Origin of the sequence: Candidatus Thioglobus sp. (genome assembly GCF_028599055.1) — a bacterium.
Lineage (GTDB): Bacteria > Pseudomonadota > Gammaproteobacteria > PS1 > Pseudothioglobaceae > Thioglobus_A.
Genome location: NZ_JAQRMS010000010.1, coordinates 1 through 16,406, shown reverse-complemented (window position 1 = coordinate 16,406; position 16,406 = coordinate 1). Strand labels below are relative to the sequence as shown.

Annotated in this window: 16 protein-coding genes and 1 pseudogene; 9 read left to right on the top strand and 8 right to left on the bottom strand. The window is 39.7% G+C overall.

The window, feature by feature from the left end; translation table 11 throughout:
* Positions 1 to 152: pseudogene (gene recR, locus PSN35_RS01545) on the top strand (recombination protein RecR); the annotation flags it as partial.
* Positions 153 to 438: 286 nt separating this feature from the next.
* Here the strand turns inward: recR and gloA are convergent.
* Positions 439 to 828 carry a lactoylglutathione lyase gene (gene gloA, locus PSN35_RS01540; RefSeq protein WP_300028593.1) on the bottom strand — a complete coding sequence of 130 codons (390 nt, stop codon included), beginning with the start codon at positions 826 to 828 and terminating at the stop codon, positions 439 to 441.
* Between the two features lie 50 nt (positions 829 to 878).
* On the opposite strand from gloA, the gene PSN35_RS01535 reads away from it, so the two are divergent.
* The gene (locus PSN35_RS01535; RefSeq protein ID WP_300028591.1) at positions 879 to 1,496 is read left to right on the top strand and encodes a bifunctional 2-polyprenyl-6-hydroxyphenol methylase/3-demethylubiquinol 3-O-methyltransferase UbiG; all 618 of its coding nucleotides are present in this window, start codon (positions 879 to 881) and stop codon (positions 1,494 to 1,496) included.
* A 41-nt stretch (positions 1,497 to 1,537) separates the two neighbouring features.
* On the opposite strand, the gene PSN35_RS01530 is transcribed toward PSN35_RS01535, so the two are convergent.
* Positions 1,538 to 1,753 (bottom strand): hypothetical protein, encoded by a 216-nt coding sequence (locus PSN35_RS01530; protein WP_300028589.1) that lies wholly within the window; start codon positions 1,751 to 1,753, stop codon positions 1,538 to 1,540.
* Complete coding sequence (locus PSN35_RS01525) at positions 1,750 to 2,040, bottom strand: GIY-YIG nuclease family protein (RefSeq protein WP_300028588.1); 291 nt, start codon at positions 2,038 to 2,040, stop codon at positions 1,750 to 1,752. The genes PSN35_RS01530 and PSN35_RS01525 overlap by 4 nt, the downstream gene beginning before the upstream one ends.
* A gap of 24 nt (positions 2,041 to 2,064) precedes the next feature.
* Between PSN35_RS01525 and PSN35_RS01520 the strand changes: the two genes are divergently transcribed.
* From PSN35_RS01520 to PSN35_RS01495, 6 genes are all read left to right on the top strand, one after another.
* The gene (locus tag PSN35_RS01520) at positions 2,065 to 4,812 is read left to right on the top strand and encodes a valine--tRNA ligase (RefSeq protein WP_300028586.1); all 2,748 of its coding nucleotides are present in this window, start codon (positions 2,065 to 2,067) and stop codon (positions 4,810 to 4,812) included.
* Positions 4,813 to 4,814: 2 nt separating this feature from the next.
* A complete protein-coding gene (locus tag PSN35_RS01515; protein ID WP_300028584.1) occupies positions 4,815 to 5,462 on the top strand; it encodes a TIGR04211 family SH3 domain-containing protein in 648 nt (215 codons plus the stop codon).
* Complete coding sequence (gene guaB, locus PSN35_RS01510) at positions 5,463 to 6,923, top strand: IMP dehydrogenase (RefSeq protein WP_300028582.1); 1,461 nt, start codon at positions 5,463 to 5,465, stop codon at positions 6,921 to 6,923.
* Between the two features lie 30 nt (positions 6,924 to 6,953).
* Complete coding sequence (locus tag PSN35_RS01505; protein WP_300028581.1) at positions 6,954 to 7,580, top strand: 2OG-Fe(II) oxygenase; 627 nt, start codon at positions 6,954 to 6,956, stop codon at positions 7,578 to 7,580.
* Between the two features lie 107 nt (positions 7,581 to 7,687).
* Positions 7,688 to 8,779 (top strand): cupin domain-containing protein, encoded by a 1,092-nt coding sequence (locus PSN35_RS01500; protein ID WP_300028579.1) that lies wholly within the window; start codon positions 7,688 to 7,690, stop codon positions 8,777 to 8,779.
* Positions 8,780 to 9,655, top strand: coding sequence for a DMT family transporter (locus PSN35_RS01495; protein WP_300028577.1), 876 nt, complete (start codon positions 8,780 to 8,782; stop codon positions 9,653 to 9,655).
* Here PSN35_RS01495 and PSN35_RS01490 read toward each other — a convergent pair.
* From PSN35_RS01490 to PSN35_RS01475, 4 genes are all read right to left on the bottom strand, one after another.
* The gene (locus PSN35_RS01490; RefSeq protein WP_300028575.1) at positions 9,644 to 10,438 is read right to left on the bottom strand and encodes an ion transporter; all 795 of its coding nucleotides are present in this window, start codon (positions 10,436 to 10,438) and stop codon (positions 9,644 to 9,646) included. The two genes, PSN35_RS01495 and PSN35_RS01490, sit on opposite strands and share 12 nt — an antisense overlap.
* 51 nt (positions 10,439 to 10,489) lie before the next feature.
* Positions 10,490 to 10,828 carry a HopJ type III effector protein gene (locus PSN35_RS01485; protein WP_300028573.1) on the bottom strand — a complete coding sequence of 113 codons (339 nt, stop codon included), beginning with the start codon at positions 10,826 to 10,828 and terminating at the stop codon, positions 10,490 to 10,492.
* A 31-nt stretch (positions 10,829 to 10,859) separates the two neighbouring features.
* A complete protein-coding gene (gene aceE / locus PSN35_RS01480) occupies positions 10,860 to 13,508 on the bottom strand; it encodes a pyruvate dehydrogenase (acetyl-transferring), homodimeric type (RefSeq protein ID WP_300028571.1) in 2,649 nt (882 codons plus the stop codon).
* A gap of 62 nt (positions 13,509 to 13,570) precedes the next feature.
* Positions 13,571 to 13,948, bottom strand: coding sequence for a SoxR reducing system RseC family protein (locus PSN35_RS01475; protein WP_300028570.1), 378 nt, complete (start codon positions 13,946 to 13,948; stop codon positions 13,571 to 13,573).
* Between the two features lie 40 nt (positions 13,949 to 13,988).
* Between PSN35_RS01475 and PSN35_RS01470 the strand changes: the two genes are divergently transcribed.
* Positions 13,989 to 15,362, top strand: coding sequence for a phosphomannomutase/phosphoglucomutase (locus PSN35_RS01470; RefSeq protein ID WP_300028569.1), 1,374 nt, complete (start codon positions 13,989 to 13,991; stop codon positions 15,360 to 15,362).
* Between the two features lie 310 nt (positions 15,363 to 15,672).
* Here PSN35_RS01470 and PSN35_RS01465 read toward each other — a convergent pair.
* Positions 15,673 to 16,406 (bottom strand): RluA family pseudouridine synthase (locus PSN35_RS01465; RefSeq protein ID WP_300028567.1); only part of this gene is annotated, 734 nt, incomplete at its 5' end.

Genomic DNA, 16,406 nt, shown 5'->3' with positions numbered 1-16,406 from the left:
AGGTAACCGCACACTACATTAGCAACATGGCTAAGCAATTTAATGTGCAAATTACTCGTATTGCACACGGCATTCCGATTGGTGGCGAGTTAGAATATGCAGATATCAACACCATTGCTCACGCCCTATCTGGTCGTAAAAACTACGATTAAACTCTAGCTAACTTTTAAAGATTTTTTCTGCTAAGGCAAAACCTTTCTGACACTCTCTTTGACCAGCAGACAATATCATTGTCTAGAGAATAAATATTACTGAAAATTTGCTAGGCACAAGGAATTGCCTTGTACCATAGCGCACGCCCTATCTGGGCGTAAAAATTACACGTAGCCAATTTCTTATTCTCTGCGTTATTTTTCTTAAGATATGAATAACTATCTCTGCAAAAAATGCCTTGATAATAAAAATTTGGCGTTGTGTAATAAACTCCGCTTAAAAAAATTATTCGAATGTTTTAGATAGTAACTCTATCTCATACCCATCAGGATCTTTTAAAAACCCGACAATGGTTGTGCCAGCACTCATCGGCCCCGCTTCACGAATCACTTCAGCACCCTGATTTTTTGCCGTTTCAACGGCCTTGTATACATCGTCAACATTAATGGCGATATGGCCAAATCCTGTGCCAACTTCGTAAGCGCTCTTACCCCAATTGTAGGTTAACTCTAAGGCCGGATTTTCAGCTTCAGGGCCGTAACCTAAAAAAGCCAAAGTAAACTCACCTTTAGGATAATCTTTTTGTCTTAATAGCGTCATACCCAATACTTGCGTATAAAAAACAATAGATTTATCCAAATCACCAACACGCAGCATAGTATGCAAAATTCTCATTATTTCTAGCCTATAATCTGAAAATTATTAAATTATAAACTGAGTAGTAGATGACGGACACTTTCTCACATTGGGATAACATTTACAAAACTAAAGACCATGACCAGGTGAGCTGGAATCAAGCGCATTCCACCATTTCTTTTGATTGGATTTTGGCATCCGTTAAGCCAACAGACAGTATTATTGATGTCGGTTGCGGCGTGTCAATCCTAGCGGACAATTTACTAACAGAAGGTTTTAACGATATTTCACTACTTGAACTATCAACAGAGGCGCTCAATACACTCAAACTAAGATTAAAAACATCAGAAAAAAAGCTAAGTTTTTATAATGAGAATATTTTGGATTTCCAGCCGAACAATACCTTTAAACTTTGGCATGATCGGGCAGTTTTTCATTTCTTGACTGATCCAAAAGATCAGCAAACTTACCTGCAAAAACTTAATCAATATCTTCAGAAAGAAGGATTTTTCTTATTAGCAACCTTTTCGCCAGATGGACCTAAAGAATGTTCAAATCTGGATATTGTTCAATACGATGAAGTTAAAATTGTTCAGCTGTTGGGCAGTAAGTTTGAGCTAATTAAAACCGTTAATGAAAAACATCCACATCCAAACGGTTCTATTCAGAGTTTTAACTACTTTTTATTTAAAAAGAAGCATGATTAATCACCCTGAATAGCATCGTTCAAATCACTCATTAATGCTCGCTATTTTTGAATAGTCACTAGGTCAGCACGAATCGTTTGCTGGTGAGCTTGATCATCCAAGTAAATTAAAAATTCTGACCCTTCTTTGGTTGTCACGTCAATTGGCTTTATGCTGACTACCTCACCACCAATTTCAACGTTCATTGATTGTCCTCGCATAATCACCAACTCGTAGATACTATGGTCTTCACATGAAATTCTTTGATAACTATTCATACTGATTTGATTAAATTTAATTTGTCAGATTTATTCATTTGCTTTATCTCATACTCTCGTTTTGAAGCACTTGATCGATCAAGCGCCACTTCTTGATAAACCAACTCACACGGCGTATTGGCACGTGTGTATTTTGCGCCACCTTTTATCTCGCCATTATGCTGGCGAAGACGCTTGGTTAAATCGTTGGTTATCCCGCAATACAGCGAGTTATTAGCGCATTTTAATAAATACACAATCCAGCTTTTATTATCCAACGTATCAATCCCTTTATAGTATAATTGCAAAGTTTAATCCATCTTTATAAGTTAATGGAAAAAACCTACAATCCTGAACAAATTGAAGCGAAATATCGCGCCCTTTGGGAAGACAAAAATCTATTCTCGTCTGATGCTAATTCTACCAGCGAGAACGCCTACTCCATTATGCTCCCGCCGCCAAATGTTACTGGCTCATTACACATGGGGCACGCTTTTCAGCACACCATTATGGATGTGCTTACCCGTTACCATCGTGGCAAGGGTGATCAAACACTTTGGCAGCCTGGTACGGATCATGCGGGTATTGCCACACAAATGGTGGTTGAGCGCCAGTTAGCCGCTCAAGATATCACGCGTCACGATGTGGGTCGTGAAAAATTTATTGAAAAAATCTGGGATTGGAAAGAACAATCTGGCGGCACTATCACCTCGCAAATGCGTAGACTTGGCTCATCGGTTGACTGGGAAAAAGAGCGCTTCACCATGGATGAAGGCTTGTCAGCTGCGGTCAATAAAGTGTTTGTACAACTTCACGAAGAAGGGTTGATCTACCGTGGCAAGCGTCTGGTTAATTGGGATCCAGTGTTGCAAAGTGCTATTTCTGACTTAGAGGTCGTTGCGCAAGAAGAAAATGGCTTTATGCATCATGTCAAATACCCATTTGTAGATGGTGATGGCTTTATGGAAATTGCCACCACACGTCCAGAAACTATTCTAGCAGATGGCGCTTTAGCCGTTGATCCAAGTGATGAGCGCTATAAAGATGTTGTTGGCAAATGGGTGCACGTACCAATGACCAACAGGACTATACCCATTATTACCGATGAGTATGTCGACATGGCGTTCGGAACAGGTTGTGTAAAAATCACCCCTGCCCATGATTTTAATGACTGGGAAGTAGGTAAGCGCCACAAAATGGAAGTTATAAACTTACTTACCCCAGACGCTAAAATGAATGCTAATGCGCCAAAAGAATATCAAGGTTTAGATAGATTTGTAGCTCGCAAGCAAATTATCAAAGATTTAGATAATGCTGGACTTTTGGTAAAAATCGAGCCACATAAGCTTACCCCTCCACGAGGAGATAGATCCGGGGCAATTTTAGAGCCTTATTTAACCGACCAATGGTTTGTAAAAATTGCACCATTGGCAAAGCCTGCGATTGACGCGGTTAAAAACGGTGACATCCGCTTTATTCCTGAAAATTGGAACAAAACCTACTTTAACTGGATGGACAACATTCAAGATTGGTGTATTTCTCGTCAAATTTGGTGGGGCCATCGAATTCCTGCTTGGTATGACGAACAAGGCAATATCTTTGTTGCTAACTCTGAAGCAGAGGCACAAGCACAAGCTGGCGAAGGGGTTAAGCTAACTCAAGATAATGACGTGCTAGACACTTGGTTCTCTTCTGCTTTATGGCCATTCTCAACTTTGGGCTGGCCTGAAAAAACACCAGATTTATCGCGCTTTTATCCAACTGATGTCTTAGTTACTGGCTTTGATATTATTTTCTTCTGGGTAGCCAGAATGATTATGTTTGGCCTAAAGTTTGCGGGCGATGTGCCGTTTAAAGATATCTATATCACCGGCCTGATTCGCGATGGACAAGGGCAAAAAATGTCCAAATCCAAAGGTAATGTACTTGATCCAATTGATCTAATTGACGGTATCACTTTAGAAGATTTGCTAGAGAAAAGAACCCAAGGCATGATGCAGCCAAAAATGGCTAAGAAAATCAAAAAACAAACCCAGCAAGAGTTTGCTGATGGTATTCCTGCCTTTGGTACAGATGCACTTAGGTTTACCTTTGCTGCCCTAGCCTCTTTTGGTCGCGATATTAAATTTGATTTAAAGCGTGTTGAAGGTTATCGAAATTTTTGTAATAAGTTATGGAACGCCTCTCGCTTTGTATTGATGAAACTAGAGGGTGAGAGTATTAATCCAAAAGCTGATCTATCAACCGCCGATCAGTGGATTTTATCACGCCTACAAAACACCAAGAAAAACGTTGAAAAGCATCTAACAGATTATCGCCTTGATTTAATGAGTCAAGAGCTGTATGAATTTGTTTGGCATGACTACTGCGATTGGTACTTAGAATTATCAAAGCCATTACTACAAGATGAAGCCACCAAGGCTGGAACGCAAGCAACACTCATTAAAGTTTTAAATGAAATAACCACTCTGCTACATCCTATTATTCCATTTATCACTGAAGAAATCTTTGAGCAGTGCAATACCATTACCGGCAAGGATAACACCAGCTTAATGACTCAGTCTTATCCGCAGGTTGATGAAACTCTCGTTTCAACTGAATCAGAAGCTGAAATCATTTGGCTGCAAACTTTTATTTTAGGTATTCGAAAAATCCGTGGTGAAATGAACATTCCACCCTCTAAGCCTTTATCGTGTTTTGTACAGAATTTCAATGAATCAGATGAACTTCATCTGAACAATAATGCTAATATTTTAAGCGCACTGGCCAAAATGCAAGAGATTAACAAATTAGCCCCCAGTGACGAAGCGCCTGAATCAGCAATGGCACTTGTTGGTGAGATGAAAATTCTTATTCCACTTGCTGGTCTAATCGACAAAGATCAAGAGATTGCACGTCTAAGCAAAGAAATTGAAAAATTAGATAAACAAAAGATGCAATTTGAAGGTAAGCTAAATAATGAAAAATTTGTCTCTGGTGCGCCAGAGGCCATTGTTAATGTTGAACGCGAAAGATTAGCCAGTACGCTAAATGCAATTGCTGATTTGAACGCGCAATTAGATAAAATCTCAAGCCTATAGCTATGCAACTAAAACATCTGACAATTGCCCTACTACTAACAAGCACCCTTGCTAGTGCACAGTCATTTGTCTATATTACTGATCAAGTGGATATTCCAATGAGGTCTGAAAAAACCTTTGGCGACAACATTGTTCGTTCATTGTCATCAGGCTCTAAATTGTCAATCTTACAAGCAACAGAAGATGGTTGGACCCAAGTTAAATTTGAAGGCTCAACCGGTTGGATTATCTCTCGGTATTTGTCAAATAATCCGCCTGCTAGAGCTCAATTAGAAAAACTAAAGCAAACCTATAATGCTAACAAATTACTCATTACCAAACTAGCAAAACGCAAAACGGAGCTAGAAACTGAAGTGCAAACACTCAAAGTTGAAAACACCAAATTGTCGATTCAAACCAGTAAATCTGAAGCTGAAAAGAATCACATTGAACAAGTTTACAAAGACGCTTTAAAGTTAGAGCACTCTAACGAAAAACTAACCACATCTAATTTACAGTTAAAAGCTGAAATTCAATTACTTAAAAACAACAAAACTGCCACGCAAGAATCCAGCTCTAGAAACTGGTTTATGACAGGTGGCTTTGTTTTATTCATTGGAATCTTAATTGGCTTTATTTTTCCAAACTTTGTTAACCGCAGGAGATATTAAATGAACTTACTAAAAACCGCACTAACATTTGACGATGTTTTACTCGTACCGGCGCACTCTACTACTATGCCTAAAGAGGTTAGTATGGCCACTCAGCTCACTAAAAATATCACCCTAAATACACCAATATTATCCGCAGCAATGGATACGGTTACCGAAGCCAAACTTGCTATTACCATGGCTCAAGAAGGTGGTATTGGCATTATTCATAAAAATATGTCAACTGAAGAACAAGCCAAAGAAGTACGCAAAGTTAAGCGTTTTGAATCTGGTGTTATTCGTGAGCCAATTACTATTCGCTCAGAAGCCACTGTTCGAGATGTATTAGACAAACAGAAAAAATATAAAATCTCGGCATTACCTGTTGTTGAAGATAACACGATTGTCGGCATGATTACCGGACGTGATGTGCGCTTTGAAACCAACCTAGAAGAGACAGTGGCCAATTTAATGACGCCACAAGACAAACTAATCACTGTCACCGAAGGTACGGACATGTCTGAGGTTAGAGCATTACTACAACAGCATCGTATTGAGCGTGTTGTTATTACCAATAGCAATTTTGATCTTCAAGGCATGATTACCGTTCGTGACATCCAAAAATCAACAGATCATCCTAACGCCTGTAAAGATGAACAAGAACAGTTAAGAGTTGGCGCTGCTGTTGGTGTGGCAGCGGGCACAGGTTCGCGTATTGACGCCTTGGTTGAGGCGGGTGTTGACGTGATTGTTATTGACACGGCACATGGTCATTCTCAAGGTGTGTTAGATCGCGTTAAAAAAACCAAGGCTAAACACCCTAACTTAAACATTATTGCTGGCAACATTGCCACAGGTGCAGCAGCACTTGATCTAGTTAAGGCAGGTGCAGATTGTGTTAAGGTTGGCATTGGCCCAGGCAGTATTTGCACCACGCGAATTGTATCTGGTGTTGGTGTGCCACAAATTACGGCAATTTCTGATGTGGCTGATGCACTAAGAGGTACTGGCGTACCATTAATCGCTGATGGTGGTATTCGCTATTCTGGTGATATCGCCAAAGCCTTTGCTGCTGGTGCTTATTGTGTTATGTTAGGCTCAATGCTTGCAGGTACTGAAGAATCTCCAGGTGAAATTGAACTTTACCAAGGTCGTGCTTATAAGTCTTACCGCGGCATGGGCTCTATTGGCGCTATGAATCAAGCACATGGATCTTCAGATCGTTACTTTCAATCAGATTCAAAAGCGGATAAATTGGTACCAGAAGGCATCGAAGGTCGCGTCGCATTTAAAGGCTCTATCCGCCCTATCATTCACCAAATGGTTGGTGGCGTTAGGTCATCAATGGGATATACAGGTTGTGAAACATTAGAAAAAATGCGCACGGTTGCTGAATTTGTTCAAGTGACATCAGCCGGCATGGTTGAATCGCACGTACATGATGTTTCAATTACTAAAGAAGCACCAAACTACCACCAGTAACCACAAAATTTTATTCAACAAGCGCTTGATATGCAGTTAATTGGTCAATATCAAAATCCAGGCTTTGAAGCTGTAGCTGACGGTGTTATGGATTTCTTTGAACGTCGCCAAGATTTACAGCGCCCAGGTGTGGCTTTTGGCCCTGATGGCAGTGATGGGGATCCAGCTAAAGTATCAACAGATATTAGTCTCGTTGCACTTAATGATTCTGACCCTGAAAAATTTGCCATTGCAGACTTAATCCTGAGAGGGGTTTCAGCGGGGCTAGAACACTATCTACAAGAACGACCTTTATTTCGTCAAGTTTGCCCTGAGCAAGAATTATTTGTAATGCCTATATTCAACCTGCAGCGTTACGCACCAAGTGAAGGCTTTAAACAATGGCACTGTGACTGGACAATTAGCGACGAGGCAACAGAGCCAAGTAATCGTGTATTAGCCTGGATCCTTTACTGTGACTCCGTCGAAGAAGCTGGTACAGAGTTTCACTGGCAGGATCATCATGAAGTGGCAGAACGGGGAAAGTTAGTTATTTTTCCAGCCTCCCCTTCACACATTCATCGTGGCCGAGTAAATAACACACATAGCAAAACCATTGCCACTGGTTGGATTAATGCTGGATCACGTGCAGACTTCTTAAAGCGCCTAACACAATAACCAAAATCGCCAAAAGTTGTCCTTACTCAAATATTCACAATTAAAAATAAATACACTCTGGCTATGCATTTAAAACTATCAGGCATTATGGCCACCAGTAAAACATTTTGATACATTTTGGAAAAATATCAGAAGAGGAATTTTTAGCTGATTATTGGCAAAAAAAACCTTTGCTAATCAAACAAGCTCTGCCTGATTTTATCTCTCCCCTTTCCCCTGATGAATTAGCAGGGTTGTCCTTAGAAGAAGATTTTGAATCACGCCTAATTACAGGCTCAATAGATCACGAGCAATGGACGCTAACCAATGGTCCGTTTTTAGTGGATGATTTTGCCAAACTCCCTGATAATGATTGGACTCTACTAGTTCAAGGGGTTGATCGCTTTATTCCAGAGGTTTGCCACTTAATCGATCACTTTAATTTCATTCCACGTTGGCGCTTTGATGATGTCATGATCTCTTATGCGGCTAAAGGTGGTAGTGTTGGTCCGCATTTTGACCATTATGATGTTTTTTTACTCCAAGGCAGTGGCAGGCGGCGCTGGGAATTAAGCACCAAAAATTGCACGCTAGATAACTACCTTGAAGATGTGCCGCTCAGAATTATGCAACAATTTATCCCGGAACAAGTTTTTGAGGTTGAGCCTGGTGACATTCTCTACATCCCACCTAAAATCGCTCACCATGGGGTAAGCCTTGATGATCAATGCACGACACTATCATTTGGCTACCGATCTTATAGTGTTGCAGAAATGTTTGATGATTCTAGCGTAGAAAGCACGACGAACTACTATCAAGACCCCACTTGGGCTAACCAAGATACACCAGCCCTAATTCCTAAATCTGCCATCCAAAAAGCCAATGAAATTGCATTAATTGATGCAATTAACTTTACAAAATTTGTCACCAAACTTGATACATTAGATCAGCAAATTTTACAAAACTTTCAATTTAACGATCAAGATGAATGTTTTAACACCAACTTAAATTACGAACTTTATCCAGTGTGCAAAATTGCTTACTTATTTGAAGATCAGCAGTTGTTGGTTTTTATTAATGGAGAGATATTTGACCATCAAGTAGAACAAGTACAAGATTTAATCAATTTTTGCAACACAAGAAAATTATTAAACAATCAAATAACATTTACCAAAACATTATTTGAATTAGGCTTTATTCAGCCAACGAGCACTTCATAGATGCCAATTTATCTCGTTTTTTTATCCGTTGTTGGCATTTGGTCAACCACACCACTAGCCATCCAATGGTCAACCCTTGGCTCTAGCTTTAGTTTTAGTGTGGCTAGCAGAATGTTATTAGGTCTAATTTTGTGTTTAATAATTCTAGCCATTAAAAAACAAACACTACCTTTGCACAAACAAGCTTTGGCTAACTACACTTATGCGGGTGCAGGTATTTTTATCACCATGAGTTTGGTGTATTATTCAGCGCTCAGTATCCCGTCAGGCTTAATTTCAGTTGTATTTGGCTTAACGCCAATTATCACTGGTGTTTTTGCGTTAGCACTACTAAAAGATGCATTTTTCTCAACAAGCAAAGTTATCGGGCTTTTATTGGGACTTTCGGGGCTATTTGTTATCTTTAAACACTCATTTTCATTAGCAGAAACACTAACGACAGGACTTATCAGTGTAACGCTAGCAATGACATTTCAAGCGTTTATTTCGGTCAAGCTTAAACAAATAAACACCAATATTTCTGCACTAGCAACCACAACTGGCGCATTGGCAGTTAGTGTGCCATTGTTTATTATTACATGGTTAATACTTGATAACAACATTCCAGAAACCAGCATTAAAGCAGCTTTATCCATTGGATATTTAGCTGTCTTTGGCTCAGTTATTGGCTTTATGTCTTATTATTACCTGATTAAACATACCAGTGTACGCGTCGTTGGCATTGTGCCTTTAATTACACCTGTATTTGCCTTACTACTTGGATCAACCCTTAATCATGAGTATATTACCACGACTCAATTTTTAGGTATTACACTTGTATTAATAGGATTACTTATCTATGAATATGGACCAAAGAAAAAACAACTAACTTTTTAAATTGTCTAGCTTTTGCTCTATTCTAGCCAGTCTATCTTGAAGATTAATATCTTGCTCTGATAACTCTTGATTGTTTTCTGCTTGCATTTTATCAATGACAATACCAATCATCATATTTAAGAAAACGAACGCATTGAAAAAGATAAATGACAAATAATATACCCATGACCAAGGGTAAATCTTCATGGTTTCATACATCACGTCTGTCCAGTCTTCAAAAGTTACCACTCTAAATAGAGTTAACATGGCAATAGCAATATCACCCCACAACTCTTTGTTAATAGGCTCAAAAATAAAACTACCTACTGCTGCGTACATATAAAACAAAATAAACATCAACAACAACACATATCCCATTGATGGCAGTGCTTTAACCAATGCAGATACCAATTTTCTTAACTCAGGAATGGCACTGATTAAACGCAACACCCTAAAAATTCGTATCAATCGTGCCAACAAAGCATATTCGCTTTGATCAATAGGAATAATACTAACCAGCACAATGATCGTATCAAATACATTCCAACCATTGTGAAAGAATTTTTTCTTGTTTTCTGTGGTGGCAAATCGAATCACAATTTCTATTAAAAAGAAAACGGTTACAGATAAGTCCATCACCTGGAGTGCTGTTAAATAGGCTGGATCAATATCATAGGTTTTTACACCAATTAATAATGACGATAGAATAATAACGCCAATCACCATAAACTCAAACAATTTATTATTGTGTAGTGTGATTAAAGCAGCTTTAATTGTATTTAACTTGTAATCGGTTTGTGCCATAATAAATAAAAAATAGATTTAAAAAAAACCGCCGTTTAGGCGGTTTAAGTATTACTTTCGGCTCAGCACCGGGGAGTCAAATTTTAACCCTTCCCAGCCATAAGTCATGAAATTTCGAATGTTAGCGTGAGAATCACTCTCAGGCGTATTAAGTACATCTTGATAATATTGACCAAAACAATGCAGTGTTTCAAGCTGGCTAAGCTGGTGAATAGCTGCAAAACAAAATAACTTAGCACTTCCTTGGTTTTCATCAACCGCATTGCTAGCTTCACCATTGGTAAAACTCGCTGGAGTGTAATCATAATCATCGTCAATCAGTGCAATCAAATCCTCAAATCTCATTCTTGCACCTGATCTTAACTCTTCTAAATACTCCTCTTGTGTCACACTCACTCTCCTCGTTATTGTCAATTATTGTTTACACCGTCATTGGATTCGGCTTATTGATATTTATACCGTATTTTTCAATCGCTTGCGCAATAACTGAACCATCCATGTCACCTTCGTCAACTAACGCTTTGAGCGTTGCCAGTACTACATAATTCGCATCTACCTCAAAGAAATCTCTTAATGCAGCGCGCGAATCAGAGCGACCAAAGCCATCTGTACCAAGTACTTCGTAACGATTTGGCACATACTTGCGAATCTGCTCTGCGTGATTACGCATATAGTCTGTCGCCACAATCACTGGACCTTTGGCATTCTCTAAACACTGAGTAACATATGCCGAAGCTGGTGTGTCTGTACTGAAGCGATTCACACGATCAATGGCTTGTGCCTCACGAGCCAATTCATTAAAACTGGTTACCGACCAAATATCTGATTGAACATTCCAATCATCTGCTAATAGTTGCGCTGCAGTTTCCACTTCTCTCAAAATAGTACCAGAGCCCATTAACTGCACTCGCAGTTTACTTTCACCTACTGATTTCAATGCATACATACCTTTAATAATCCCTTCTTCAGAATTCTCAGGCATTTCAGGATGTGCATAAAGCTCATTCATAGTGGTAATGTAGTAGAAAATATTTTCATTTTTCTCATACATTCTCTCCAAACCACTACGCACAATTACCGCTAATTCGTAAGCATAAGTCGGGTCGTACGATACACAGTTTGGAATGGTGTTTGCCACCAGTTGAGAATCACCATCTTGATGCTGCAGACCTTCACCATTTAGGGTTGTTCTACCCGCAGTACCACCAATCAAGAAACCTTTGGCTTGCATATCACCCGCTGCCCAAGCTAGATCACCAACACGCTGGAAACCAAACTTAGAATAGTAAATGTAGAACGGAATCATGGTGGTATTGTGCGTTGCATAAGACGTTGCAGCGGCAATCCAATCAGAAATTGCGCCTGCCTCATTAATACCTTCTTGCAACACTTGACCTTTTTTATCTTCCTTGTACCACATAACTTTGTCATGATCTTCTGGCTGATAAAGCTGACCTGATGAAGAGTAAATACCCAATTGTCTAAACAAGCCTTCCATACCAAAGGTACGCGCCTCATCTGGAATAATTGGCACAATTCTGTCTTTAAGATTTTTATCGCGTACCAACAGTGTCATGATACGATTGAGCGCCATAGTGGTTGACATTTCACGATCACCACTAGATTTAAGCAATGCATCAAACACGCTCAATTCAGGTGTTGGTAATACTTCGGTGTCAAATGCACGCACCGGTAGCGAGCCACCCAATTTTTCACGCCTAGCGTTTAAGTAAGTCATTTCCTCACTATCAGGCGCCGGCTTGTAGAAGTTTAGTTCTTTAACATCAGTTTCTGTCACTGGAATATTAAAACGCTTAGCAAAAATTTCAACTTGTTCTAACCCTAATTTCTTTTGCGAATGTGTGGTATTTTGACCTTCACCCGCTTCACCCATACCGTAACCCTTAACCGTTTTAGCTAAGATAACCGTTGGCTTATCACTACAAGCTTTAGCCGCATGATACGCCTGGAATACTTTATTTAAATCATGACCACCACGATTTAAATGGTAAATTTCATCATCACTCATGTGCTCAACCATGGCCAACAATTCTGGATATTTGCCAAAGAAGTGTTCACGCACATAAGCACCATCTTTTGCCTTGTAGGCTTGATACTCACCATCAACCACTTCTTCCATGCGCTTTCTAAGCAGGCCGCTAGTATCTTTCTCAAGTAGCTCGTCCCACTTAGCACCCCAAATAACCTTGATCACATTCCAGCCAGCGCCACGGAACATACCTTCAAGCTCTTGAATAATCTTGCCATTACCACGCACCGGGCCATCTAGGCGCTGCAAGTTACAGTTGATAACAAAAATAAGGTTATCAAGTTTCTCACGACCTGCCATAGAAATAGCGCCGAGTGATTCCGGCTCATCTGTTTCACCATCCCCCAAGTATGCCCAAACAGTACGTTTATCGGTTTTCTTAATTTCACGATGATGAAGATACTTCATGAATCGAGCTTGATAGATCGCCATGATTGGACCAAGACCCATTGATACCGTTGGGAACTGCCAAAAGTCCGGCATTAACCATGGGTGTGGATACGAGCTCAAACCACCCTCGCCAACTTCTTGACGGAATCTTAGCATTTGCGCTTCACTAATACGACCCTCTAAAAAAGCACGAGAATAAATACCCGGAGAAATATGCCCTTGAAAGAAGATTAAGTCAGCACCTTGATCTGCATCTGGGCCACGGTAAAAATGATTAAATCCGATTTCATATAGTACAGCTGACGAAGCAAATGACGCAATATGGCCACCCAACTCATACGGCAATTGATTAGCCTTGACCACCATCACCATTGCATTCCAGCGAATAATTGCCAAAATTCTATCTTCAATATCTTGATTGACATCTGAAGCGACTTCCTTTTCTTTGGCGATACTATTTAGATAAGCAGTATTGACACCCGTAGGTAAATCCATACCTTCATGGTGTGCCATATCCATCAACTGATTTAATAAGAACTTTGCACGATCACTACCCTCGACACGGGCTACTGATTTAAAGGCTTCTAGCCACTCTCGGGTTTCTAAAGGATCTACGTCTTGACCTGGCATAATGTGATTTATTTAAACTGTAAAATACACCGATTATCCCAAAAACACACCGCTTTATAGCGTTACTTTATAAAATACTTTGTCAGGATTAAGCTGGCAAAAAATCCAGAAAAACCAAAACCAATTTGCCACAATTCATTAGCTGGGAAATAAACCATGCCTAGACTAGCGCCAGCAAATAAAGCCAATAGTGGTAACAAATACAATTGAAAAGCACGCCAAAATAATTCTGCTGATGAAATTTCAAGCTCAACTTGATCACCCACAGAGACACCGACTTTAAGTGGCTTATTGAAAATAGAATAATGGTCAAAATAATTGGCCAAAATACCTGTCCCACAACCACCACTTGCAGAACAACTACTGCAACCGCCCGAACGATTAACTTTTAGGGTCATCGTTTGATTTTCAATTTCGATTACTTCAAATTTCTCTTTCATTGCGCTTAAAATAAACTATTTATATTTACATTTTATCAGTATGACTATTTCACAATCAATCTTTAAAGCTTACGATATTCGCGGCATTGTCAAAGACGAGTTAACCCCTGAAGCCGTTAAGTTAATTGGCTTAGCCATTGGTAGCGAATCTATTGATAAAGGCGAGCGCGGCGTCGTGGTGGGTTGTGACGGACGATTAAGTGGTCCTGACTTAATGCAAGCCCTAAAAACCGGCTTGAAAGATAGCGGCTGTCATGTGGTTGACATTGGCATGGTGCCAACACCGCTGGTCTATTTTGCTACCTATACTAAAGCTGCTAGCAGTGGCGTCATGATTACCGGATCGCACAATCCACCAGAATACAACGGTTTTAAAATTATGATTGCTGGTGAGACTTTATCCGGTGATCGAATTCAAGAACTCTATCAACGCATTAAAAATAACGATTTTTCTTCAGGACACGGCACCTCCACCAAAGTGGACATTGAACAAGACTATATTGATCGAATTAAATCTGATATCAAGCTAGACAAGCCATTAAAAATTGTTGTCGATTGTGGCAATGGCGTCGCTGGCAACATTGCGCCAAAATTATTTGAGCAACTCGGCGCTAACGTCACTAAGTTGTTTTGCTTAATTGATGGTAATTTCCCTAACCATCACCCTGACCCTTCTAAACTTCACAACCTTGAAGATATCATTAAAGAGGTGATTGATACCGGTGCTGACATGGGTTTTGCTTTTGATGGTGATGGTGATCGCCTAGGTTTGATTGACAACAAGGGTAATGTTATTTGGGCTGACAGACAAATGATTCTTTACTCAAGAGACATTCTTGATCGCAATAAAGGTGCAAAAATTGTCTTTGATGTCAAGTGCTCTTCTCTACTACCTAAAGACATTACCGAGCATGGTGGTGAAGCTATTATGTCACGTACTGGTCATAGTTTTATTAAAGCCAAACTCAAAGAAACAGGCGCTGCACTTGGTGGCGAAATGAGTGGTCATATTTTCTTTAAAGAGCGCTGGTATGGCTTTGATGATGCACTCTACACCGGTGCGCGTTTATTAGAAATCCTTTCAAAAACGCACAAAACCTGCGAGCAAGTATTTGCCGATTTACCTGATAGTATCAACACACCAGAAATTAACATTCACTTTGATGAGCAAGGTCAACAGTTTGATGCCATGAACAAACTGGCTGAAAATGTCAGTTTTGATGGTGCGCAGATTACCACCATTGACGGCGTACGCGTTGATTATCCAAATGGCTGGGGATTAGTTCGCCCTTCTAACACCACACCGTGCTTAGTATTGCGTTTTGAAGCAGACGACCAACAAACCTTAGAGGATATTCAAGCAAAATTCAAAACTTGGTTGAAAGCTAACGACATTTCCACCAAAGACTTCTGATTTTAATAATTTACTAAATTTTTATCAAAAGCCTTTTGTTAAAAATTTTGAAGCCGTAAAAACCCTCAAAAAGGCTATTTTTAGCCTTAAATCAGCCTTTTTAGAGCGATTAAATTGATTTTATTAGTCTGTTTTTGTTCATTTTAAAAATTTATGAAATTTTAAAAGCTTATACCATTTTCAAGAATAAAATGAATAATATAGTGCTTATAATCGCCCCACTAATTAACCTAAAAACACCTGTGTTACTTATTGATAAAACAGGTGTTTTTAGGTTAATTAGTGGGTATGAGGATGCGTGCTAGATTGTTTAGTTTATTTTTGAAAATGGTATCAATGTTGAGGTGATACTGTATTTATCCCCTTGATAAGTGAATGACAAATGATGGGCTTGCAACATCAGTCGTTGAGCGCCGGTTAATCTCACTCTATCCTCTTTAGATAAAGTTTTGGATAGATAATCATTGGCGATTGACTCGTCTACGCCGTACAACGGATCACCTAAAATTGGATGGCCTATAAAATCAAGATGTACGCGTATTTGATGCTGCCGACCCGTTATCGGGATGGCTTTAACCAAGGTTGTGTTATCAGTCTTGTTATATTTTAAAGGCTCTATATGTGTCGTCGATGCTTTGCCTTCAGACATATCGCAAGTCATTTTCATGCGAATGCTGCCGTTCGCTTTTGCAATGGGCTGGTCAATAGTAACCTTATGACACATTTCACCTTTAACCAAGGCCAAATATTCTTTGTCATATTGTCGATGTTCAAACATGGTTTTAAGTGTGCTGCTGGCTGATTTATTTTTAGCCACCAACACCAGGCCAGAGGTTTCTGCATCTATCCGATGAGCCAAACTAGCCTCGTCACCAAAATGGAATCTAACCTCATCTAACAAGCAATACGGTGTTTCTTTGCGCGTTGGATGCACCATAACCCCTGAGGGTTTATCAAATACAGCAAAATCATCAACTTCGAAAATAGGCTTCAAACCCCGAGTGCTGCCCTCAAACACAGCCACTTGGACAAACTCACCACTAA